The organism is Vibrio sp., assembly GCF_048266485.1.
Taxonomy (GTDB): Bacteria; Pseudomonadota; Gammaproteobacteria; order Enterobacterales; family Vibrionaceae; genus Vibrio.
This window is the reverse complement of sequence record NZ_JBLWZK010000002.1, coordinates 123,396-147,652: the sequence shown is the minus strand read 5'-3', so window position 1 is coordinate 147,652 and position 24,257 is coordinate 123,396. Positions and strand designations below refer to the sequence as shown.

Here is a 24,257-nt window from a genome sequence, read left to right as displayed (position 1 = left end):
TTGTTAAAAAAAAACCCAGCCTACCGAAGTAGTCTGGGTTTTCAATTTCTAAAGAGGAAAACCAATTACTTGATTTTAGCTTCTTTGTACATAACGTGCTGGCGAACTACTGGATCAAATTTCTTGATCTCAAATTTGCCTGGCATGTTGCGTTTGTTTTTGTCAGTTGTGTAGAAGTGACCTGTTCCAGCAGATGATACTAGACGGATTTTCTCACGAATGCCTTTAGCCATTGTTCAATTCCTCTTATACGTTCTCGCCACGAGCACGGATATCAACAAGAACAGCATCGATGCCTTTCTTATCAATAATACGCATACCCTTAGCAGTTAGACGTAGTTTAACAAAGCGTTTTTCGCTTTCGACCCAAAAACGGTGAGTTTGTAGGTTCGGCAGAAAACGACGCTTGGTAGCATTTCGTGCGTGTGAACGGTTGTTACCCGTTACAGGACGCTTACCAGTTACTTGGCATACTCGGGACATGAATGTCTTCTCCAAATCGTTTCAGCTCGATATCACCTTGGGGCAAAAACCGCTATGGAAAAAACCATACCAAGGCTATCAAAGGTCGCGCATTATACTAACTTGACATGCATTGCTCAAGACCTGTGCGGATCCTTTTTAGGAAAAACACGATCTTTTTTTGAGCAGAGCAGTTTTTAAACGCTTTTTTTTGCACAAGAACACAGAGCTGAATAAGGTTCTATAAAATTAGTGCGCGGATTGTAGCAGATTTTCGGCAAAAGCTAAGTGATTTTTTTAATAAAAGAGTAATCGTCGCTCGGAATCTCGTTGCTAGTGGCTCGAAAAAGAAAAAAAGCCATAAGAAACAGCGCTATACCTAGTATTGAATTTTCACCTTTAACCTATTTTTATCTTAATCCCCCTAGAACTAATAAGACCAGCTAGCATCTTAGAAATATCACGTACGAGTAGTTCATACTCATCTGCTAGTTCATCATCAAGATACCCAAATTCACGATCCAGCATTAATTGAGTTAAAACTTCTCCTGCCGAGCCTTTGGCAATGTAAAGAAATCTAATGGATTCTTTTAATGTTTGTCGCTCTTCCCCTTCTGCAATATTCGATACTATGGACACAGTGGCTCTGCGAATTTGATCTTTTAAACCGTAATCTTTCCATTTCTCTGATTGTTTATAAATTTTCTTGGTAAGATCAAAACTAAATTGCCATACCCTTAATTTTTCATACCGCATAATCGCCCTATCAATTAGTTAATTGAGATTCCCAGTGTCTTTTCCGAAATACGAGAAACGAAGCGCTCTTAGTCACGAGCTTCGTTTGCTCACATCCATCCCCTTTCCGCAAATGACACCACTTCCCCATCACCAATGACAAAATGATCCAGTATTCGTATATCCACCAATCCCATTGCTTCAACTAAGCGGCGAGTGATTCTTCGGTCGGCATCACTCGGTTCGGCTATTCCAGATGGGTGGTTATGGGCGAGAATTAATGCAGCAGCATTGTGGTGCATGGCGCGTTTAACGACTTCTCTTGGATACACAGAGGCCGCATCAATCGTGCCTTCAAACATGACTTCATCGCTGATCACTCGGTTCTGGTTATCTAAAAACAAAACATAGAAAGCTTCTCTATGACGGTCTCGCAGTACACTACTAAGGTAATGCTTGGTGTGCTCTGGGCTGGTTAATGCATCGCCACGTTTGATGGTTTCAGCTAAATAACGCTTGGTCATCTCAACCACAGCTTGCAGCTGCGCGAACTTGGCACTGCCGAGTCCTTTATGGGAGCAGAATTGTTGTTGTGAAGAAGAAAGCAACGCACGTAGTGAGCCAAAGTTTTTTAATAAATGGTCAGCGAGTTCTATCGCATTCATGCCTTGTAGGCCGGTACGTAGAAAAATCGCTAATAATTCTGCATCCGATAGCGATTGAGGGCCTCGTGCGAGTAGTTTTTCACGAGGGCGAGATTCTTCAGGCAATAGTTTTAAAGACATGATAAAGGCTTATATTGAGCAAAACTCGATAACAACAAGCTTTCTCTCATCACTCAAATGGATAAAGCGAAAAAACCGATAAGATCTTAACAATGGGTGAGTAAAAAAAAGGTTACAATCAAAATGTTAATTGGATCGAAGTTACCTAAAATAAGTTTATCGATGCTGAATTATTCTCAATTTATAAACTTATGGTAACTTATACCCATCGACTTCATGGTGACACTCTCTTTTATCGTTTTCTAGCAAGTAATGTCGAGGAAGCAAAAAGATGTAAATCGTGTCAATTGAAGCTTAACTTCATTTCATTCAGGTACGGTTATTGTGATTGAACAAAGCTTAGCAGGAAAAAAAATCCTTTTAGGAATCAGTGGTGGTATTGCGGCTTACAAATGTGCTGACCTCACTCGTCGTCTCATTGAACGCGGTGCACAGGTTCAAGTAGTGATGACACCTGCGGCCAAAGAATTTATTACGCCACTAACCATGCAAGCCGTTTCAGGGCGTCCCGTTTCCGATAGTTTATTAGATTCTGCAGCAGAAGCTTCAATGGGCCATATTGAATTAGCCAAATGGGCTGATTTAATTTTACTCGCCCCCGCCACTGCCGATTTAATTGCCAGAATGCGTGCGGGCATGGGCAATGATTTGCTTACTACATTGATTCTAGCCTCTGATGCTCCAATAGCGGTGGCTCCGGCGATGAACCAACAAATGTATGCCAATGTTGCCACTCAAGAAAACCTGTCTGCTTTAACTCAACGTGGCATGATGATTTGGGGCCCAGCAGCAGGACAACAAGCTTGTGGTGATGTGGGCTATGGTCGCATGCTAGAACCAATGGAGCTTGTCGCCCATTGTGAAGCCTTTTTGGGCCCTAAGCCATTGCAAAATATTAAACTCGCAATTACCGCAGGCCCGACTCGCGAAGCCATCGATCCGGTGCGTTATATCTCTAATCACAGCTCAGGTAAAATGGGCTTTGCAATTGCAGAAGCCGCCGCCAATATGGGCGCAGAAGTAACATTAATCAGCGGCCCAGTGGTATTAGCGACACCTACCAACGTCACACGCATTGATGTCGAAAGCGCAGAGCAAATGCACAAGGTAGTGATGGAACATGCGACAATCAATAATATTTTCATCAGTTGTGCGGCAGTTGCCGATTATCGACCAAGTAACGTCGCAGAGCAGAAAATCAAAAAAACCTCCGATAACGATCACATGCAGATCAACATGGTGAAAAACCCCGATATCGTTGCCTCAGTTGCCGCGCTAACAAAACAACGTCCATTTACTGTAGGCTTTGCCGCTGAAACTCAAGATGTCGAACAATATGCTCGCGGCAAACTGAAAAAGAAAAATTTAGATCTCATCTGCGCCAATGATGTTTCCATCGCAGGGTTAGGCTTTAACAGTAACAACAATGCCCTACATTTATATTGGAATGACGGCGAACAAGCCTTGGCAACCTCAAGCAAAACGCAATTAGCCAAACAGTTACTTAACATTATTGCCGAACAATTTAATCAGTAAAAGAAGACATTAAACATGACGAAGAAGATTGATTTAAAAGTATTAGATAGCCGTATCGGTAAACAATTCCCTTTACCAGCCTACGCAACTGAAGGCTCTGCTGGCTTGGATTTACGCGCTTGTTTAGATGAAGTGCTAACCGTTGAACCGGGACAAACTCACCTTGTTCCAACCGGCCTTGCCATTCATATTAATGATCCTCATCTAGCGGCAACTATCCTTCCTCGTTCTGGTTTAGGCCATAAACATGGTATCGTGCTCGGAAATTTAGTCGGCTTAATTGATTCAGACTACCAAGGCCAATTAATGGTTTCAGTCTGGAATCGCAGCCAAGATACTTTTACTATTGAACCTGGCGACCGCATTGCACAATTGGTTTTTGTGCCAGTCGTGCAAGCTGAATTTAATATCGTAGAAGATTTTGATGCCACTGTACGTGGTGAAGGTGGTTTTGGGCATTCGGGGAAGGCATAAAAAGCCGAAGCTCGTGTCTAGGGCGCTTCGCTCCTCGTAACTAGGTATAGATTCGCGCTCTTACCACAACTATCTGCTCAACTTAAGTCACATAACCTCGAGAAACGAGAGACTAGAAGCGTAGCGCTCGAAAAACGATAAGATAAAACAAGGAAAAACCATGGCAGGGCCAAAAAAACATAATCGTCGTGAAGAGATCCTTCAGGCATTGGCGCAAATGTTAGAGTCAACAGATGGTGCCTCGCGTATTACTACCGCGAAATTGGCGAAACAAGTTGGGGTTTCAGAAGCGGCACTTTATCGTCACTTTCCAAGTAAAGCACGTATGTTTGAAGGGTTAATTGAGTTTATTGAAGATGCCTTGTTATCTCGCATCAACCGAATTTTAGCCGAAGAAAAAGATACCTTGAACCGCATTCGTTTGGTCCTACAATTGTTATTAGCCTTTGCTGAGCGTAACCCTGGCTTATCTCGTATCATGTCTGGTCACGCATTAATGTTTGAAAATGAACGCCTACGTAGCCGTATTAATCAATTATTTGATCGCATTGAAACTCAGCTACGCCAAATCCTGCGTGAACGTCAAATTCGTGAAGGTAAAAGCTTTCCGGTCGATGAATCGATTTTAGCAGCTCAATTATTAGGTCAAGTCGAAGGTAGTTTAAACCGCTTTGTACGCTCAGATTTTAAATACCAACCAACAGAAAATTTTGAGCAATATTGGGCGTTGTTAAAAGCGCAGATGGAATAAAAGAACGAGACTCGTTACTCGACCGCTGCGCTGCTTGTTTCTCGAAAAAGAAACAATTGCGAAAGTCGAAATCATTTCGAGCAACGAGTCACGAGAAACGAAGTGCCCGAAATTCGTAAATCTTTTAACCATCAATACGCATAATTTTAGAGAGAAATGAATGACCGATAACAAACCATCCCAAAAAGAGGAATCTCTGGTCAATTTTGTGCCACCAAAGTTTTCACTTAGCTTATTACACCCGAAATACTGGGGCGTTTGGCTCGGCTTTGGTTTTATTGCTTTACTTGTCAATGTCTTACCGTATCGCGTTTTATATTGTGCTGGCCGTTCATTGGGTTACTTATCGATGTTTATCGTTAAGAAACGTGTAAAAGTTGCCCAACGTAACCTTGAGCTATGCTTTCCAGAAATCAGTCAGACTCGTCGTGATTATGTGGTTAAGGAGAACTTCAAAAATACTGGCTTTGCGATCTTTGAAAGTGCGATTGCTTGGTTTTGGCCTGATTGGCGTTTAAAAAAACGTGTGGGTTATTATCACGTCGATCGTCTAACTCGATTCGAAGAGCAAGGTCGCGGCACGTTGATCTGTGGTGTTCATGCCCTTAATGTTGAATTAACCGCACGCTGTTGCGCGTTATTCTCCCCAGGTTATGGTGTTTATCGCCCACACAACAATCCAGCTTATAACTTTATTCAGCATTGGGGCCGTACTCGCAACGGCAACATTATGGTCGACCGTAAAGACGTAAAAGGTATGTTGAAAGTTCTACGCAGAGGCAAAAAGTTATTCTATCTACCAGATCATGACTATGGCCCTAAAAATTCAGTATTTGTGCCTTTCTTTGCAGTTCAAGATGCCTGCACAACCACCGGCACTAGTGTGTTAGTTGACGCAAGTAAATGTGCGGTACTTCCTGTTTCTTGTTTCAGAGTCGGTTTCCGTTACGACTTCCGAATCGAGCAGGATATTAGTGAAAGCTTCCCACGTCGTGATCCTGAAGGTGCCGCTACTCTCATGAATAAAACCATTGAAAAACTGATTTTACGTGGTGGTGATCAATGGATGTGGCTACATAAACGCTTCAAGACCATGTCTGATGGACAGCCGAAAGGGATTAGGTATAAATAAACGCGAGGCTCGATCGCTTCGCTTATCGTAGCTCGTGACTCGATAGCACTACCATTAACCGATGAAGTGCTTTATTCGAAAACGTAGCTCCCTAAAACGAAACACGAGAAACGCTCTGCTTGTTGGCTCCTTCTTTTTCGAGTCACGAGCAGCGAAGCGCCCGACATACGAGAATCCTCAATGCAACCACAAATCCTTTCCGCGGTACCATTAACTTCCCTTTCAGGTGTTGGGGCAAAGGTGGCTGAAAAACTAGCCAAGATAGGTTTACATTCAATCCAAGATTTACTGTTTCATTTGCCTTTGCGCTACGAAGATCGTACTCGTGTCTACCCTATCGCCAAATTACATGCCGGATTATTTGTCGCGATTCAAGGTCGAGTGATGAGTTGCGATACTCACTTTGGTCGCAAAAAAATGCTGACCGTCAAAGTGAGTGATGGCAATGGCACCCTGACTTTACGCTTTTTCAATTTCAATGCTGGCATGAAAAACAGCTTTGCCGAAGGTCGCCCGCTCTACGCTTATGGTGAAATCAAACGCGGCAATATGGGGCTTGAGATCATGCACCCTGACTATCACTTTTTAAATGGCAATGATACGCCGCAGTTGGAACAAAGCTTAACGCCGATTTATCCAACGACTGATGGTTTACGCCAAAATACGCTCAAAAGCTTAACCGACCAAGCACTCGAATTATTAGATAGTTCTGCAGTAACTGAATTACTGCCTAGCGGTTTATACGATCATCAAATTACCTTAAATCAAGCGCTGCATACCATTCATCGCCCTTCTCCTAACATCGATATACAACAATTTGAATTGGGTAAGCACCCAGCACAACGACGCTTAATTATTGAAGAATTGCTCGCACAGAATTTATCTATGTTGGATGTGCGTAGTAAAGGGCAACAAGATCAGTCATTACCACTCAACTGCACTGGCCAACTTAAACAGCAACTGCTCGCCACTCTACCTTTTACGCCAACTAATGCTCAAGCTCGTGTAGTCAGAGAGATTGAAAAAGACTTACAACAGCCACACCCAATGATGCGATTAGTGCAAGGCGATGTTGGCTCCGGTAAAACGCTCGTTGCAGTGTTAGCAGCCACTCACGCATTAGAACAAGGTTATCAAGTCGCATTGATGGCACCAACCGAGTTATTAGCCGAACAACATGCAATTAATTTTGCCCAATGGTTAGAGCCACTCGGTATTTCAGTCGGCTGGTTAGCAGGTAAATTAACAGGAAAAGCCAAACAAACTCAGCTAGGACGCATTGCCTCTGGTGAAGCAAAGATGATAGTGGGCACTCACGCACTTTTTCAGCAGCATGTGGAATTTAATCATCTAGCGCTAGTGATCATTGATGAACAACACCGCTTTGGTGTTCACCAACGTTTAGAGTTGCGCGAGAAAGGGAAGCGACAAGGTAGTTATCCTCATCAGCTAATCATGACGGCGACGCCAATTCCGCGCACCCTTGCGATGACCGCTTATGCCGATTTGGAAACATCCATTATTGATGAGCTGCCGCCCGGTCGAACGCCGATTCAAACCGTCGCGATTGCTGATACTCGCCGAAACGACATTATCGAACGAGTTCGCATCGCTTGTGCCCAAGAAGGTAAACAAGCATATTGGGTGTGTACTTTAATTGATGAATCCGAAGTATTAGAAGCTCAAGCTGCTGCGGATACCGCAGAAGAATTACAACACCAACTATCTGAACTTAACATTGGTTTGGTGCATGGTCGTATGAAGCCCTCCGAAAAACAGCAAGTGATGCAGCAATTCAAATCCGGTGAATTACATTTATTAGTCGCTACTACCGTGATTGAAGTTGGAGTCGATGTACCTAACGCCAGTTTGATGATCATCGAAAACCCTGAGCGTTTAGGCTTAGCACAACTGCATCAGTTACGTGGTCGAGTAGGACGTGGCTCGGTTGCTAGTTCTTGTGTGCTGCTTTATCACGCGCCACTGTCTAAAACCGCGCAAAAGCGTCTCGGCGTGCTACGTGAAAGTAACGATGGTTTTGTGATAGCCCAGAAAGATCTCGAAATCCGAGGACCCGGCGAAGTACTCGGCACCAAGCAGACTGGCGTAGCGGATTTTAAAATCGCCGATTTACTGCGAGATCAATACCTAATCCCCGAAGTACAACGCATTGCTCGCCACATCCACCAGCAATATCCAAACAATGCCAAAGCGATCGTTGAGCGTTGGTTGGGTGAGCGTAGTGAGTATGTGAAGGCGTAAGAATAAAAGCGGTTTCGAGATCCGAGAGCGCTACGACATAAAGGTTCCTAGTCCCTAGTTTCGGTTCCTAGGAAGAGCCGTTCAGCGCTCGCTATTGCTTTTACACACTACACGAAACCCGCAAAAAAATGTCATTCCTGCCGAGCCTTAGCGAGAGCGGGAATCTAATCACCACGCGCAATAAGCTATGACAAACAGAATGATTCAATACGTTTTTAGTAGATCCCCTATCTTCTTCGCTTAGGCTCATGTAGGGGATGACGACGTACTTACCCCAAGCTCACACGCTTTTACTTTTAATCAAAACACTCAACTCGCCACAATCACTCTGCTCTTTCTTTTCCGAGTCACGAGAAGTGAAACACCCTAGACTCGATAATCGCTTACGCGCAAACGTTTGCTTTCTTCATCCAACCTCTTATAATATGCGCAAAATTCTTGACGTATCAGTCAAAAAACATTGGGATTATAAGGAAGATTATGACTGCCCCGCATGCTTCACGACCTACGGAACTGGTGTATCAATTAAATGATCGTCCACCCTTTCCTCAAACCATTTTTGCCGCTCTGCAACACTTACTTGCGATGTTTGTTGCGGTCATCACCCCTTCCCTTATAATTTGCCAATCTTTAGGGGTGCCTGCCGAGCAAACCAATACCATTATCAGCATGTCACTATTTGCTTCGGGTATTTGTTCATTTATCCAAATACGCACTATTGGGCCTATTGGTTCTGGTTTGCTTTCCATTCAAGGCACTAGTTTTAACTTTCTCGGACCGATCATCGGCGCTGGCTTATCGTTGAAGGCCGGTGGCGCTTCGATTGAAACTATGATGGCAGCGATTTTCGGCACTATCTTGGTAGCTTCTAGTGCGGAAATCTTCTTATCTCGCATTTTGCAGTACGCACAAAAAATTATTACCCCACTCGTGTCGGGCATTGTAGTGACATTAATTGGTTTAACGTTAATCCAAATCGGCTTAGTCTCAATTGGTGGTGGCTATGGCGCAATGGAAAACAACACCTTCGGCAGTTTGGATAACCTAGCACTTGCTGGCGTAGTATTAGGTTTAATCGTGATTTTAAATCGAGCGAAAAACCCATATTTACGTGTAGCATCCATTGTGATTGCGATGCTTGTCGGCTGCGTTGTAGCTTATTTCATGGGAATGCTTGATCTCAGCCAAACCGCTCATACTGAAGTAGTCGCCTTGCCGATTCCGATGCAATTTGGTCTAGGGTTTGATTGGTCGCTGTTTATTCCTTTAGTGCTAATCTTCCTTATCACCGCACTAGAAGCGATTGGTGATATTACCGCAACGTCAGAAGTTTCAGGCGAGCCAGTTGATGGCCCGGTTTACCTAAAACGTATCAAAGGTGGTGTGTTAGCCGATGGTTTAAACTCTGCCATTGCCGCACTTTTTAACAGTTTCCCTAATTCAACCTTTAGCCAAAACAACGGCATCATAATGTTAACGGGTGTCGCGAGTCGTTACGTGGGTTACTTTATTTCTGGCATGCTGATTATTCTGGGTTTATTTCCGGGCGTAGCAAGTTTTGTACAGTTAATTCCAGAACCAGTACTTGGCGGCGCGACTATCGTGATGTTCGGCACAATTGCCGCAGCTGGGGTTCGTATTATTTCACGTGTTGATTTAGACCGTCGCGCGATTTTAATCATGGCACTGTCGTTCTCGATGGGGCTAGGCATTGCGCAAAAGCCAGAGATTCTGCAATTTATGCCTGAATTTATTAAGAGTATTTTCTCATCAGGTGTGGCTGCAGGTGGGATCACCGCAATTTTACTCAGTATGTTGTTGCCGACAAATAAAGAGGATTAGAAAGTGTAGCTAGATCCGAGTGCGCTCCGCTTCGAGTTACGAGAAGCGAGGCGCACTAGATACGAGTAAGGAAATAAAGGTTCCTAGTTTCTGGTCCCTGGGAAGAGCAGTTCAGCGATCGCTATGCTTTTACACGACCCCCTCAGAAAGCGTCATTCCTGCCGAGCCTTAGCGAGAGCGGGAATCTAATCACCACGCGCAATAAGCTATGACAAACAGAATGATTCAATACGCTTTTAGTAGATCCCCTATCTTCTTCGCTTAGGCTCATGTAGGGGATGACGACGTATCTACCCAGCCACACGCTGTTGCTTTTTACACGCTACTCGAAACACGTCACACGCAACAATCTCCCCGGCTCCCTAGCGCAGCGTCCCCGAAGCTCGGCTCGCGCTTACCCTTCTCTAACCAATCTCTTATCTTTCTTCGCGGTTGGAATACTGATCTGCACTTTCAAACCACCTTGAGTACGGTTGGTGACGACAATTAGGCCTTGATGCTGGCTGACAATACGCTTAACAATCGCAAGCCCTAATCCCGCACCTTCACTGCTACCACGAGCAGTATCCCCCCGGGTGAAAGGTTCAAATAACGATGCGAGTTGGGCTTTATCAATGCCAGGTCCATTATCTTCAACAGTAACCCAAACCAACTTATTATCTGCCGTCATACCGGTAGACACTTTAATCCAGCCATTGCCATAACGTAATGCGTTAACAATTAAGTTAGATACTACACGCTTAAGCGCCACGGCTTCACCTAGAGCATGACGAATCCCTTCAGTAATGGTTAATTCAAAATCGGTACTGTGTTTATCTTGCTCTGCAACCACCACTTCCGAGACAATTTGATTTAAGTTTACCGCTTGGTGATCTTTGGTATGAGCTGGTTTAAGGTAATCCATAAATTGACTAATAATTTCATTACACTCTTCGGTGTCTTTAATCATGCTTTCAGCTAGGTAATCATCTTGCGGTGACATCATTTCGGTGGCTAAACGAATACGTGTTAACGGGGTGCGTAAATCATGGCTAATGCCCGACATTAATAAAGCGCGATCTTCTTCTAGGGCTTGGATACCTTTCGACATTTGGTTAAACGCTTTGGTTACAGCTAAAATTTCTGACGCACCTTTTTCTGGTACCGGATCAGGAATTTCCCCTTTACCCACTTTCTTCGCCGCATCTTCCAATGCCACTAATGGCCTATTTTGCAAACGCATGAAAAACCACATACCAGCAATTAATAACAAGGCAATTAACAGGCTGTTGCGAAACAAAGGTGCAAAATCTTTTTCAGTTAATTCGGTTAGCGGAATACGGATGAGGTGATCGGGCAAAGCATCGACTTTAAGCCATAGAACATAACTTTCAGCACTTAAAACTAACCGAACTTCCGTCGGTGAGCCCACTTCAGCCCCCATTTCTTCACTCAAAAAGTCGATAGCTGAGGCAACCTCAAACTCTTTAGCTTGCGGAGAATCTTTCGGGTAAATTGACACCCCAAGTTCAGCTAGTAGCTCACGACGAAATGGTCGTTCTTGTTCACCTGATTGCTTCAACATATCTTCTTCGTCTAACATCAGCCGAACTTCGTGGGAAAGAATCCGATTAAATTGTTTAAGGCTCGGAAGTAACGCGTAGTTAAACACGATCATATAAGACAAAACTTGGCTAGCGATCAGAAGAACCACTAAGAAAAAAACAGTTTGAGTACGAGAACTGCGAAAGCGAAGCATGGAAAGTACCGATTAAATAAGAAATAGAAAGGTTACTAATAATTAAAAAGAAGTTTGATAGTCATTAGGGTGACTGTCAATCAGTTATCGTTTCTCATGGCTAGGGCGCTTCGCTTGTCGTAGCTAAGATCCATCATAGAGCACATAAAATAAAAGCGCGTTGCTTTGCAGCTCTGCGCTTTTTCGAGTAACGAGCGACGAGGTTCGAGCCCCGTATTACACCTTCTTCCCATCAGGAACAAAGACATAACCTAAGCCCCAAACCGTTTGAATATAACGAGGATGGCTTGGATCTTCTTCTAGCATGCGGCGAAGACGAGAGATTTGTACATCAATCGAACGCTCCATTGCTGAATATTCACGGCCACGTGCCATGTTCATTAACTTGTCACGGGACATTGGTGTACGAGCATGGGTGACCAAAATCTTCAATACCGCAAATTCGCCCGAGGTTAGTGGCATTGGCTCTTCACCGCGGAACATTTCACGAGTACCTAAGTTTAAAGTAAATTCACCAAACTTAACGATTTCTTCATCTGAGCTTGGCGCTCCCGGCGCTTCTACTGATTGGCGACGCAATACTGCACGTAAACGCGCTAGCAACTCACGTGGGTTAAATGGTTTTGGTAAGTAATCATCGGCACCAACTTCTAGACCAACGATACGATCGATTTCATCCCCTTTCGCAGTCAGCATTACAATTGGTAGTTGGTTATTATCTTTGCGTAAACGCTGGCAAATAGATAAGCCATCTTCACCAGGCAACATTAAATCGAGCACCATTAAGTGAAAGTTTTCACGGGTTAATAAACGGTCCATTTGCTCAGCATTGGCAACACTACGTACTTGAAAACCTTGCTCTGATAAATAACGTTCGAGCAATGAACGTAGACGGGCATCGTCATCGACCACTAGAATTTTGTAATTTTCTTGTTGCATTGAATTCTTCCTATTCACTATCACTGGTGATTTTAATCAATATACCCTATACCCAAGTGACTTCAAGATACAGAATTCAGAGCTATCATCTTGAAGTTACTTGGGTATCAATCGGGCTGAACATACACCTAATCGAAACTTTACTCAGAATACTTAAATATAAAGCAAATTGTCTTTAACTAAGTACCAGTTTGTAACAAATGCATACTCTTTTTATGGTTTTTTATAACTAATAGCGTTCACAAACCATGCTTTATCACCATCGGGGGTTTTGACTACGACTTCATCGTCTACTTCTTTTTTCAACAAGGCTCGTGCCATTGGTGAATCAATTGAAATATAGTCTTTTGCATCGCCATAAATTTCTTCCGGCCCCACAATGCGAAATGACTTCACATCCCCAGCTTCGTTTTCAATTTCGACCCAAGCTCCGAAGAAAACCTTTCCTTCTTGTTCAGGAGAATAATCTACTATGGTTACTTCGGGCAGAAACTTGCGTAGGAATCGCACCCGTCGGTCTATTTGACGAAGTAAACGTTTGTTAAAGGTGTAGTCAGCGTTTTCAGAGCGATCACCTAGGCTAGCAGCCCAAGTCACTATCTTAGTGATCTCCGGGCGTTTTTCATGCCACAAATGATCGTGTTCAGCTTTTAGCTTATTATAGCCCTCTCGGGTGATCAGTTTAGTTTTCACATCGATATCCTGAAAAATAACACCAATTAAACGTTAATAGTTTTGATTATACTGCAAAGTCGATTGTTAATTTATCGCCAACTCAAGATTAATCCCTTGCTCCCTAGTCGATTAGCTTGCAGAATCCTAGCCAACAGTAAGCATTATAAAGAGAGACACCATGAGCCAACAGAACCAAATCTGTCAGATCATCGCTCAAGAATTAAATGTTCGCGTTGAACAAGTTCTTGCCACGGTCACCTTAATCGACGATGGCAACACTGTACCTTTTATCGCGCGTTATCGTAAAGAAGTCACTGGCGGCTTAGACGATACTCAACTACGTAATTTAGATAGCCGTTTAAACTATTTACGTGAACTGGATGACCGCCGCCAAACCATTCTAAAATCGATTCGTGATCAAGATAAGCTAACGCCTGAGCTTGAAAAAGAAATCTTAACGACCGATAGCAAAACCCGCTTAGAAGATCTCTATCTCCCTTACAAACCAAAGCGTCGTACTAAAGGCCAAATCGCTATTGAAGCAGGCCTTGAACCTCTAGCCGATGCGCTATGGCAAAACCCGCAACTCGATCCTGAAGTAGAAGCGGCTAAGTACGTTAAAGATTCCATTGCCGATACCAAAACAGCACTGGATGGTGCGCGCGCAATTTTAATGGAACGCATGGCGGAAGATGCTGACCTTCTAGACAAAGTGCGTACTTACTTGCAAAAAAATGCCGAGCTGCAATCTCGTGTGATCACTGGCAAAGAGCAAGAAGGCGAGAAGTTTAAAGACTACTTTGAACATAATGAACTGATCAGCCGAGTACCGTCACACCGCGCCCTCGCCATGTTACGTGGCCGTAATGAAGGCTTCTTACAATTAAGCCTTAATGCTGACCCGGCGCAAGAAGAAAGCGTACGTGGTTCGTATTGTGAAACCATTATTGCTGAACACTACCGCATTCACTTCAGCCCTATTGCTAGTGAGATGGCCCCTGCCGATAACTGGCGCAAACAAGTAATCAGTTGGGCGTGGCGGATTAAGATTTCAATGCACCTTGAAACCGAATTGATGGGCGCAATGAAAGAACGCTCTGAAATCGAAGCGATTGAAGTGTTTGCTACCAACCTAAAAGATTTATTGATGGCAGCTCCCGCTGGCCCTCGCGCGACTCTAGGTTTAGATCCAGGTTTACGTACTGGCTCAAAAATCGCAGTGGTCGATGCCACTGGTAAAGTACTGGCAACGGAAACTATTTATCCACATCAGCCGCATAATAAAATCGAAGCATCGACTAGTACGATTTTGAAATTAGTGAAAGCGCACAATGTCGATTTGATTGCGATTGGTAATGGTACTGCTTCACGTGAAACCGATACTTTGGTTGCCGACATCATCAAGCATCACAACTTAAAAGTGCAAAAAATCATGGTCAGCGAAGCCGGTGCATCAGTGTATTCTGCCTCTGAATTAGCCGCCAAAGAATTCCCCGATATGGATGTATCCCTACGTGGTGCCGTGTCTATTGCTCGTCGCTTGCAAGATCCATTGGCAGAATTAGTGAAGATTGATCCTAAATCGATTGGGGTTGGTCAATATCAACACGATGTCAGCCAGTCAATGCTCGCCAAACGCCTTGATGCGGTAGTAGAAGACTGTGTGAATGCGGTTGGGGTAGATGTCAATATGGCGTCTGCTGCACTGCTGACTCGCGTGGCCGGTTTATCGACGACGATGGCGCAAAACATTGTTGATTATCGTAATGAGCAAGGCCGTTTTGATTCACGTACCGCGCTGAAAAAAGTGCCTCGTTTAGGGCCAAAAGCCTTTGAACAGTGTGCGGGTTTCTTACGTATTATGAACGGTAAAAACCCACTGGATGCTTCATCGGTTCACCCAGAAGCCTACCCTGTCGTCAAGAAAATTGCTGAGCAAACCGGTAAAGCGACCAAAGCATTATTGGGCGATAGCGATTTCTTACGTAATCTACGTGCGACAGATTATACCGATGATACGTTTGGTCTACCGACCGTTACCGACATCATCAAAGAACTAGATAAGCCGGGTCGAGATCCTCGTCCTGAGTTTAAAACCGCAACCTTTGCTGAAGGGGTGAATGAAGTTAAAGATCTGGAAATCGGCATGATTTTGGAAGGTGTGGTATCGAATGTGGCTAACTTTGGTGCCTTTGTTGATATCGGCGTTCACCAGGATGGATTAGTACATATTTCTGCTTTGACCGATCGCTATGTGGCAGACCCACGTGAAGTAGTGAAAGCGGGTGATATCGTGAAAGTTAAAGTCATGGAAGTGGATATTCAGCGTAAACGTATTGCACTCACCATGCGTTTAAACGATCAGCCGGGCGAGCAAAACTCACAACGTAGTGCTAAGCCGAATAATGATCGTCGTCAGGCTCCGCGCCAACAAAACCAACGCCAAGCAGAACCGGCTAATGCAGCAATGGGCGGTGCGTTTGCAGCAGCATTTGCTAAAGCGAAAAAGTAGAAAAGAGGTAGCGAATTCAAGTTCCTAGTTTCGAAGAAGAGCGATTTCTCGATCGTTGTTGCTTTTGCACACAACCCGAAACTAGGTACTCATGACTTTTTGTTGCGTTTTACCTGAACGCTGCGCCCGAGTTATGAGAAAGCATGCTCATAACTCGTGCTTCTGGCGCGTTGCTGCTCGTGGCTCGAAAAACCAAAAACACCATTTCCTACAAATAGTTAATAATCTGTTAGCTATGATGCACTGAATATCAATATTCCAGGGTCTAACTTGCAACTATTATTTACGATGCAAAAATGTCACTGCTTTATCTGGAAAATCAGTAAACACACCGTCGACCTTAGCTTTGTTGTAAAAAATATCCAACATATCATTGAAATCTTTCGCATAACTCGGAATACGGCCTTCATCTGCTCGGAAAGTATAAGGGTGAATTTTCAACCCAGCTGTTTTAGCCCGTTCCACCAGAGGCATTACCATGATATTAGAAGGCGTTGATTTTTCATCAATCACCATCGGTTTCCATGGTCCGATACCATCGGCATATTTCGCGACTTTTTGCATTCCATCGGCTTTAAACATCCAGTCATAGCTATAAGGGGTTGATTTGTCACCTTGATATACCATGGTTGTATTCCAGTTGGTATAAGCCATTAACTGAACCAATTTAAGATCCATATTCATTTTTGGCATCAACTCTTTATCAATACGTTTAAGCTCAATTGGATCAAAGGATTGCAAATAAACCTTATCGTTTTTACTGGTGTACCCATAGTGTTTCAACATAACCAGCACCGCCTTGCTGATATCCTTCCCTTCATGGCGATGAAAAGCAGGCGCTTTAATCTCAGGATACAGCCCCACGTTATAGCCTAAAGTTTTATTTAAACCTTGAATCATTTCAATTTCTTCGGCAAAGGTGGGAACAGAAAAGTTAGATTGCCAAATAGGAAAGCGCTCTTGGAATGTGGCTTTAGGGTGACCAGAATTATCCAACACAAAACCTTCGGTTACTTTTAACTGTTTAATTTCCGCCAAAGTGAAATCAATGGCATAATAACGCCCATCTTTTCGAGCACGGTTTGGAAAAATTGTTGCCACATTAGTCACACGATCCAAATAATGGTCATGTAAAACAACCAGTTGGTCATCTTTAGTCATTACTACATCTTGCTCGATATAATCAGGTTTCATTCCATAGGCTAACGCTTTTGCCGGTAAAGTATGTTCAGGTAAATATCCAGAAGCACCACGGTGTGCAATCACGATTTGAGCCGGATCTTTAGCCCAACTAACATTTACTAAACCAATATTCGAAATCACCGCTAAACCCAATAAGCAGGTTCTTTTTTTCATTAACTTTTTTTTCAATAAAAAATGAATTGACAACATTTATTGCTCCTTAAGGCGAATCTGTTAATTGTATTTATCTTGCACATAGTTATTCAAATACGAACAAAAAACACTGTGCTCTTTTAAAGTGACCCCTTAAATAAAGCACAGTGAATTTTTGATGATACATTAATCAATGTGATTAACTTACTTTGAATTTAAGGCTATTTTCACCACGGTATTTACCTTCACCAAAATGCGCCACGATGAAGCAAAGTATAGAAATCACACAGGCTGCGGTTAATACCATGAAGCCGCCATCCCAACCGAAGTGATCGACGGTATAACCGAGAATCGCGTTCGCTGCAACTGCACCACCCAAGTAACCAAATAACCCCGTCAAACCAGCTGCCGTACCTGCCGCTTTTTTAGGCACAAGTTCCAGCGCGTATAAACCAATCAACATGACCGGACCATAGATTAAGAAACCAATAGTGATCAAGGCCAGCATATCGATGGTAGGTTGACCTGGTGGGTTAAACCAATACACAAGCACCGCGATAGTAACAAGTACCATAAATAAGATACCGGCGGGTGCGCGTTTACCTTTAAATAACTTATCGGAAATCCAACCGCACAATAAGGTTCCTGGAATACCAGCCCACTCATAAAGGAAATAAGCCCAAGAAGATTTATCAACCGTAAAGTGCTTTACTTCACCAAGATAAACAGGAGCCCAGTCAAGCACACCATAACGAATTAAATAAACGAAGGCGTTAGCAACAGCAATAATCCAAAGTACAGGGTTATTAAATACGAATTGAAAGAAAATTTCTTTGGCTGAAAGCTCTTTTTCATATTCTTGACTGTAATCCTCTGGATAATCATCTTTATATTCTTCAATAGGAGGAAGACCACATGATTGAGGTGTATCGCGCACAGTTAACCAAATAAAGAAAGCAACTAAAATTGCTGCAAAGGCTGGCACATAAAAAGCCGAACGCCAATCATCATTAAATGCCCATAAACCAACTAAAAACAATGGACCAATTAGACCTCCGCCCACATTATGCGCGACATTCCAAACAGAAACGATCTCCCCTCGTTCTTTTTTAGACCACCAGTGCACCATAGTTCGACCACAACCTGGCCACCCCATACCTTGGAACCAGCCATTTAAGAACAACAAAATGAACATGGCAGTAACACTACCTGTTGCCCATGGCATAAAACCAAAACACAGCATAATCAATGATGACATGACCAGACCAACCGATAGGAAATACCTAGGGTTAGAGCGATCCGATACACTCCCCATTAAAAATTTAGATAAACCATAAGCAATAGATACCGCAGAAAGTGCTACGCCTAATTGCCCACGAGTAAACCCTTCTTCAATCAAGTATGGCATTGCCAAACTAAAATTTTTACGTACTAAGTAATATCCCGCATAGCCAAAAAAGATGCCCAAAAAAAGTTGCCAGCGTAAACGAGTATAAGTAGTACTAACTTCACCTTCGCTCAAGCGTTCTATATGCGCTTGAGGCTTAAATATATGAAACATAATGACCCCTGTTATTATTGATTTTATTTCATAACGTATTTTTATATCACTGGATAAATTAAAAGATCAGCAAAGTATTCATATTGAAATACAAGCAATAAAAACCATTCAATCAATATAAAAATAAAATTCACACAAACTAATCATGATCAGGTTTTAAAAAGTCAGATCAAAATTAATTAAAACGTAAGCATAAAAATATTATTATTTTCATGCTTGACGTTTATTTTCCAACATGAATATTAATTTACTCCTGCACCCAACCTTTCGCACATTCAACCGCGCGCTTCCAGCCATCATGACGGCGTTGACGTTTGCCATCATCAGCACATGGTTGGAATGAACGATCGAGCACAGATTTGTGTTTTAACTCATCAATACTTCCCCAAAATCCAACGGCAAGACCAGCAAGGTAGGCCGCACCTAATGCCGTCACTTCGGTGACCACTGGGCGTTGCACCTCAGTATTTAACACATCCGATTGGAACTGCATTAGGAAGTTATTAGCAACTGCGCCGCCATCAACTTTAAGGAAATCCAACTGAATGCCTGAATCAGCCTGCATCGCTGAAATCACATCTAATGATTGGTAAGCAATACTTTCTAAAGTCGCTCGGATAATGTGATTACGATTCACCCCGCGAGTTAAGCCAACAATTGCGCCACGTGCATACGGGTCCCAGTGTGGCGCACCTAGTCCAGTAAATGCTGGTACTACATAAGCACCGTTAGAGGTTTCTACTTTCGTGGCGAAGTATTCGGTATCCGCAGCATCAGTAATTAAACGTAATTCATCACGCAACCATTGAATTGAAGCTCCTCCCATAAAGACTGCGCCTTCCAATGCGTAACTCACTTCACCTTTAGGGCCACATGCCAGCGTAGTCAGAAGCCCATTTTGTGAGGTCACTTTTTTCTCACCGGTATTCATTAATAAGAAGCAACCTGTACCGTAGGTGTTTTTGGCTTGACCTGCTTCAACACACATCTGACCAAATAATGCCGCTTGCTGATCGCCTGCAATCCCTGCGATTGGAATACGGGTACCGCCTTTACCACCAATATTAGTTTGCGCGTAAACTTCTGAAGAAGACTTCACTTCTGGCATCATGGATTTAGGAATGCCCATCGCATCAAGCAGCTTATCATCCCATTCAAGTGTATTAATGTTAAATAACATTGTACGACTAGCGTTCGTTGGGTCGGTCACGTGAGTACGACCTTGAGTCATATTCCAAATCAGCCATGAATCAACGGTACCGAAAGCAAGTTCACCATTTTCAGCTTGCTGACGAGCACCTTCTACATTATCAAGAATCCATTTTACTTTGGTTCCAGAGAAATATGGGTCAACTACTAGGCCTGTATTTTCTAGAATGTACTCTTCAAGACCGGCTTTTTTTAGCTCTTCACAAATACTCGCAGTGCGGCGGCATTGCCACACAATTGCATTGTAAACTGGTTTACCTGTTTTACGATTCCATACAATCGTGGTTTCACGTTGGTTAGTGATACCAAGCCCGGCGATTTCATCAGAATGCAAACCACCTTTGGCTAATGCTTCAACTAGAGTTGAACTTTGCGATGCCCAAATCTCTAAAGGATCGTGCTCTACCCAACCAGCTTGAGGATAAATTTGAGTAAATTCACGTTGCGCACTACAAACGATATTAGCATCACGGTCGAGTACGACAGCGCGAGAGCTTGTAGTGCCTTGATCTAAAGCGACGATGTATTTCTTTTCCATGTTATTTCCCTACTTTATTCGTTTTATTATTGTGATAATTAAATATTCTTTGGTACTTGAGGTGATTGTTCTGCGGGAACATTAACCTCTTGTGGATCATTATTCAGGTAAAAACCGATTACTTTTGGATACAACCAACCACCAAATGAAGCCCCAAAAATCGGTGCAAGAATTGGTACAATAAAGTACGGAATATCTTTACCACCGGTTAACGCCATATCGCCCCATCCGGCTAAATAAGCGAAAAACTTCGGCCCAAAATCACGTGCAGGGTTCATTGCAAAACCAGTCAATGGTCCCAAAGAACCGCCTATTACCGCAATCAATAGACCGATTAATAACGGAGTCATCGCACCATTAGGAGCACCATTGCGATCATCAACTAAAGCAAGAATTGCGAACATTAATACGGCAGTGATGACAAACTCCACAGCAAAAGCGCCACTAAAACTAAGTAAAGGATTGGGATAAGTCGAAAAGATACCCGCCAACGCCAAACTCTCTTGTGAACCACGCACCATATTGTGTGTCAGTTCATAATTGATAAATAAATTGCCATATAAGCCATACACTAATGCTGCAGCACTGAATGCACCTAGTAATTGTGACCCAATATAAGGCACCACTTTACGCTTATCAAAACCGTGGAATAAAGCGAGCGCGATTGTCACCGCCGGATTAATATGTGCACCAGACACACCACCTGTGCAGTAAATCGCTATCGCAACCCCTATCCCCCAAATAATACTAATTTCCCATTGGCCAAAGCTTGCCCCAGTTAACACTAAAGCAGCAACACACCCGACTCCGAAAAATATCAGTAGGCCAGTACCGATAAATTCCGACAAACATTCCCCGAGCAATTGTTTTTTATTATTTGTAGACATACTGACGACCCATTCTTATTTTTAGTAAAGCTAGTTATTGGAAGAATTCGTTGCTAAACCTACAATATGTTTCATTTATGTAAACAAACAATCACCATAAATGTGCGTACGCTCATACTTTTAATTATTCGAACACAAACGAATGGAAGTAAATTTCAAAAATCAATAATTAAAATCAGTAACATATCGATGAAAAATAATAAAAAACAAATAAATCAATAAGAGAAAATCATATAAAATCTATAAAATACAACTAGATAAAACAAAATTCACCTAAACTTACTACAAAAAATTTAAAAATAGCTCTGGACAGAAATTTTATTTTCGGTAGATTAAACAAAAATGCTCGAACGAACATTTAATCGCTAAATTCGAACAGAGGTTAAGATGAACAAGCCAGAAAATGTAAATACAGTGTTAGATATCATTGTTGTCGGTGGTGGGATCAACGGCGCAGGAATCGCTGCCGATGCGGCAGGTAGAAACTTAAAAGTTGGTCTTTATGAGTCGAGTGACTTTGCTTCTGCTACGTCATCAGCCAGTTCGAAATTAATCCATGGCGGCTTACGCTACCTAGAGCATTATGAGTTTCGTTTGGTATCTGAGTCACTCGCAGAACGTGAAGTATTACTGAAAAAAGCGCCTCATATTGCCAAGCCGATGCGTTTCCGTTTGCCACATCGCCCATTTTTACGCCCGGCTTGGATGATTAGAGCGGGTCTATTTCTCTATGATCATCTAGGCAAGCGTACAACGTTAAAAGGCAGCCATGGTGTTGATTTTCGCTCGACCAATGTTTTAAAAGAAGAAATGGTCAAAGGCTTTGAATATTCAGATTGCTGGGTCGATGATGCGCGTTTAGTGCTACTCAATATTCAACAAGCTGAGCAACATGGCGCAGAAATTAAGAACTATTGCCATGTCGAAAAAGCCGAGCGAGTAGGCGACTTGTGGCATGTTACCTTATTGGACAAACGAACTAACACCCGCTTTACACGCCAATCTCACGCGTTAGTGAATGCCACAGGACCTTGGGTTCGTAGCTTCATCACCGATAATATGGATGCTCAATCACCTTACGGTATTCGCTTGATCAAAGGTTCACACATTATCGTACCGAAAATCCACAATGAGGAACAAGCCTACATTCTACAAAACGATGATCAGCGCATTGTGTTTGTCATTCCTTATCTTGAAGACTATTCATTGATTGGCACTACCGATGTCGAATATAAAGGTGATCCACGCCAAGTAGCGATTGATGAACAAGAAATTAACTACCTAATCGAAGTGGTCAATAAACACTTTATTCATCAAATATCGCCAGATGATGTGGTTTCTACATACAGCGGTGTTCGTCCATTATGTGATGATGAATCGGATTCACCGCAAGCCATTACTCGCGACTACACCTTGTCTCTTGAACAAGAAGGTGAAGAAGCGCCACTACTGTCAATTTTTGGCGGTAAGTTAACCACTTATCGTAAACTGGCAGAGTCAGCGATGAAGCAACTGTCTCCTTTCTTCCCACAAATGGGCAATAGTTGGACAGCAGAATCAGTATTACCAGGCGGTCAAGGTTATGATGAGAACTTGCTTACCATGAAACTGCGTCAGCAATGCCCTTGGATGAAGGATAAAACTTTACGCCGCTACTGCCATCAATATGGTGTTCAGGCTCGAGAAATGCTGAAAGGTATTACTTCGGAATCGGAAATGGGGCAACACTTTGGCCAAGGGGTTTATCAATATGAAATTGATTATTTACTTGAGCATGAATATGCCTATACCGCTGAAGATATTTTATGGCGTCGAACTAAATTGGGTGTAGTGTTATCTCAAGTTGAGCAAGCGTTAGTCAATGACTATATTGAACAAAAAACTCAACAACGTACGTCTCATGAAACAGATGACAAAAAGCTCGATTGCGCACAAAAGATGGGATAGTTATAACATTTTGAACATTACTTGAGTGTATGCGATCGGATAAATTGCCTTTCATTACGCGAATCACGTAAACTAGTTTTTATATATTAATGACAAGAATTAAAGGAAAAGCAGCGTGAAAGCGAGTGAAAGGCATCAAAAAATCATCGAACTAGTCAAAGCGCAAGGCTATGTCAGTACCGATGATTTAGTAGAAATGTTTGATGTTAGTCCTCAAACTATTCGCCGCGATCTGAATGAATTAGCGGATACCAACAAAATTCGACGCAATCATGGTGGCGCGACCATGGCCAATAGCGCGGAAAACTCGCCTTATAGTGACCGTAAAGTAATGAATCAAAATGAAAAAAATGACATCGCTCGCGCTCTAGTCAAACACATTCCTGATGGCTCAACTCTATTTATTGATATTGGCACCACGCCAGAAGCCATCGCGAAAGCTTTACTTGAAAGCCACCAGCACTTACGAATCGTAACTAATAACATTAATGCGGCAATTATTTTAATGAGCAATCCAGACTTCAAAGTCATCTTAGCTGGTGGTGAAGTACGCAATAAAGATGGTGGCGTAACAGGTGAAGCCACTCTGGATTTTATTTCTCAATTTCGTTTAGATTTCGGCATTTTAGGCATTAGTGGTGTCGACTTTGATGGATCACTACTCGATTTTGACTATCATGAAGTGCGGGTAAAACGTGCGATTATCGAAAATAGTCGCGCGGTATTCCTACCAATCGACCATTCTAAATTCGGCCGTAACGCGATGGTGAATTTAGGAAAAATTGAAGATGTCGATTTGATCGTCACCAACCAAAATCCACCAAAAGAAATTATCACTTTGATTAAAGATTTAGATATTAAGATTGAGGTTTTAAGGGGATAACATTTGAGGTTGCTGGTTTCTAGTCCCTAGTTTCTAGGAAAAGCATTCGAATCT

The 24,257-nt window shown here is 42.8% G+C and carries 20 protein-coding genes; 9 read left to right on the top strand and 11 right to left on the bottom strand.

Annotated elements, in window-relative coordinates; all coding sequences use genetic code 11:
* Window positions 1-65 precede the first annotated feature (65 nt).
* The 4 genes from rpmG to radC all read right to left on the bottom strand — a co-directional run bounded on the left by rpmG (window position 66) and on the right by radC (window position 1,982).
* Window positions 66-233, bottom strand: a complete 168-nt coding sequence (gene rpmG, locus ACN0T8_RS05335; protein WP_002535344.1) for a 50S ribosomal protein L33 — start codon at window positions 231-233, stop codon at window positions 66-68.
* Window positions 234-246: 13 nt separating this feature from the next.
* On the bottom strand, window positions 247-483 hold the full coding sequence (gene rpmB, locus ACN0T8_RS05330; protein WP_004728407.1) for a 50S ribosomal protein L28: 237 nt from the start codon (window positions 481-483) through the stop codon (window positions 247-249).
* 378 nt (window positions 484-861) lie between these two features.
* Complete coding sequence (locus tag ACN0T8_RS05325; protein WP_417879618.1) at window positions 862-1,218, bottom strand: four helix bundle protein; 357 nt, start codon at window positions 1,216-1,218, stop codon at window positions 862-864.
* Window positions 1,219-1,307: 89 nt separating this feature from the next.
* A complete protein-coding gene (gene radC, locus ACN0T8_RS05320; protein ID WP_417879617.1) occupies window positions 1,308-1,982 on the bottom strand; it encodes a RadC family protein in 675 nt (224 codons plus the stop codon).
* A 327-nt stretch (window positions 1,983-2,309) separates the two neighbouring features.
* Between radC and coaBC the strand changes: the two genes are divergently transcribed.
* From coaBC to ACN0T8_RS05290, 6 genes are all read left to right on the top strand, one after another.
* A complete protein-coding gene (gene coaBC / locus ACN0T8_RS05315; protein WP_417879716.1) occupies window positions 2,310-3,518 on the top strand; it encodes a bifunctional phosphopantothenoylcysteine decarboxylase/phosphopantothenate--cysteine ligase CoaBC in 1,209 nt (402 codons plus the stop codon).
* 15 nt (window positions 3,519-3,533) lie between these two features.
* Complete coding sequence (dut, locus tag ACN0T8_RS05310; protein ID WP_417879616.1) at window positions 3,534-3,992, top strand: dUTP diphosphatase; 459 nt, start codon at window positions 3,534-3,536, stop codon at window positions 3,990-3,992.
* Between the two features lie 160 nt (window positions 3,993-4,152).
* Window positions 4,153-4,743 (top strand): nucleoid occlusion factor SlmA, encoded by a 591-nt coding sequence (slmA, locus tag ACN0T8_RS05305; RefSeq protein WP_192999792.1) that lies wholly within the window; start codon window positions 4,153-4,155, stop codon window positions 4,741-4,743.
* A 160-nt stretch (window positions 4,744-4,903) separates the two neighbouring features.
* Window positions 4,904-5,875: an LpxL/LpxP family Kdo(2)-lipid IV(A) lauroyl/palmitoleoyl acyltransferase gene (gene lpxL / locus ACN0T8_RS05300; protein WP_417879615.1), complete on the top strand. Its 972-nt coding sequence runs from the start codon at window positions 4,904-4,906 to the stop codon at window positions 5,873-5,875.
* Window positions 5,876-6,055: 180 nt separating this feature from the next.
* Window positions 6,056-8,137: an ATP-dependent DNA helicase RecG gene (gene recG / locus ACN0T8_RS05295; RefSeq protein ID WP_417879614.1), complete on the top strand. Its 2,082-nt coding sequence runs from the start codon at window positions 6,056-6,058 to the stop codon at window positions 8,135-8,137.
* Window positions 8,138-8,617: 480 nt separating this feature from the next.
* A complete protein-coding gene (locus ACN0T8_RS05290) occupies window positions 8,618-9,979 on the top strand; it encodes a uracil-xanthine permease family protein (protein WP_417879613.1) in 1,362 nt (453 codons plus the stop codon).
* Window positions 9,980-10,373: 394 nt separating this feature from the next.
* Here ACN0T8_RS05290 and envZ read toward each other — a convergent pair whose 3' ends face one another.
* The 3 genes from envZ to greB form a co-directional block, all read right to left on the bottom strand.
* Window positions 10,374-11,717, bottom strand: a complete 1,344-nt coding sequence (gene envZ / locus ACN0T8_RS05285) for a two-component system sensor histidine kinase EnvZ (protein WP_417879612.1) — start codon at window positions 11,715-11,717, stop codon at window positions 10,374-10,376.
* A gap of 216 nt (window positions 11,718-11,933) precedes the next feature.
* Window positions 11,934-12,656 (bottom strand): two-component system response regulator OmpR, encoded by a 723-nt coding sequence (gene ompR / locus ACN0T8_RS05280; protein WP_089124664.1) that lies wholly within the window; start codon window positions 12,654-12,656, stop codon window positions 11,934-11,936.
* Between the two features lie 213 nt (window positions 12,657-12,869).
* Entirely contained in the window at window positions 12,870-13,349 is a 480-nt protein-coding gene (gene greB / locus ACN0T8_RS05275) for a transcription elongation factor GreB (protein ID WP_417879611.1), read from the bottom strand.
* A gap of 160 nt (window positions 13,350-13,509) precedes the next feature.
* Between greB and ACN0T8_RS05270 the strand changes: the two genes are divergently transcribed.
* Window positions 13,510-15,843, top strand: coding sequence for a Tex family protein (locus tag ACN0T8_RS05270; protein WP_417879610.1), 2,334 nt, complete (start codon window positions 13,510-13,512; stop codon window positions 15,841-15,843).
* Window positions 15,844-16,122: 279 nt separating this feature from the next.
* On the opposite strand, the gene glpQ is transcribed toward ACN0T8_RS05270, so the two are convergent.
* From glpQ to ACN0T8_RS05250, 4 genes are all read right to left on the bottom strand, one after another.
* Window positions 16,123-17,235 carry a glycerophosphodiester phosphodiesterase gene (glpQ, locus tag ACN0T8_RS05265; RefSeq protein ID WP_417879609.1) on the bottom strand — a complete coding sequence of 371 codons (1,113 nt, stop codon included), beginning with the start codon at window positions 17,233-17,235 and terminating at the stop codon, window positions 16,123-16,125.
* A 142-nt stretch (window positions 17,236-17,377) separates the two neighbouring features.
* A complete protein-coding gene (gene glpT / locus ACN0T8_RS05260; protein ID WP_417879608.1) occupies window positions 17,378-18,739 on the bottom strand; it encodes a glycerol-3-phosphate transporter in 1,362 nt (453 codons plus the stop codon).
* Window positions 18,740-18,986: 247 nt separating this feature from the next.
* Window positions 18,987-20,486 (bottom strand): glycerol kinase GlpK, encoded by a 1,500-nt coding sequence (gene glpK, locus ACN0T8_RS05255; RefSeq protein WP_417879607.1) that lies wholly within the window; start codon window positions 20,484-20,486, stop codon window positions 18,987-18,989.
* A 38-nt stretch (window positions 20,487-20,524) separates the two neighbouring features.
* On the bottom strand, window positions 20,525-21,373 hold the full coding sequence (locus ACN0T8_RS05250) for an MIP/aquaporin family protein (RefSeq protein ID WP_417879606.1): 849 nt from the start codon (window positions 21,371-21,373) through the stop codon (window positions 20,525-20,527).
* A 387-nt stretch (window positions 21,374-21,760) separates the two neighbouring features.
* On the opposite strand from ACN0T8_RS05250, the gene glpD reads away from it, so the two are divergent.
* Together glpD and ACN0T8_RS05240 are read left to right on the top strand one after the other, a co-directional pair.
* The gene (gene glpD / locus ACN0T8_RS05245) at window positions 21,761-23,320 is read left to right on the top strand and encodes a glycerol-3-phosphate dehydrogenase (protein WP_417879605.1); all 1,560 of its coding nucleotides are present in this window, start codon (window positions 21,761-21,763) and stop codon (window positions 23,318-23,320) included.
* A 115-nt stretch (window positions 23,321-23,435) separates the two neighbouring features.
* On the top strand, window positions 23,436-24,203 hold the full coding sequence (locus tag ACN0T8_RS05240) for a DeoR/GlpR family transcriptional regulator (RefSeq protein WP_417879604.1): 768 nt from the start codon (window positions 23,436-23,438) through the stop codon (window positions 24,201-24,203).
* Window positions 24,204-24,257: the final 54 nt, after the last annotated feature.